At 33.9% G+C, this 242-nt stretch carries 1 protein-coding gene; it reads right to left on the bottom strand.

Annotated features, from left to right (window positions below; all coding sequences use genetic code 11):
* Positions 1-100 precede the first annotated feature (100 nt).
* The coding region (locus ACFIK8_RS12785) for a ribosome recycling factor (protein WP_375669636.1) at positions 101-242 on the bottom strand (142 nt) is incomplete at its 5' end.

The following is a 242-nucleotide window of genomic DNA, read 5'->3' on the forward strand; positions in this document are numbered from 1 at the left end:
TTCATACCGTGTTATCAATAGCACACTTCACCCATCCTTCTCTCCATAAGAACAATCTTACACGATACGGATATAGTATTTTTCTGATAACGAAATCACCTTAAACATGCATAATTTCGGATTCTTTCACAGCTAAAATCTTATCAATATTAGCAATAGTTTCATCCGTAAGTTTTTGAACTTTCTCGGACAAACCATGTGCTTCATCTTGACTAATTTCACCTTCTTTTTCTAACTTCTTC

The sequence above is a fragment of the Bartonella sp. MR168JLCBS genome (assembly GCF_042194175.1).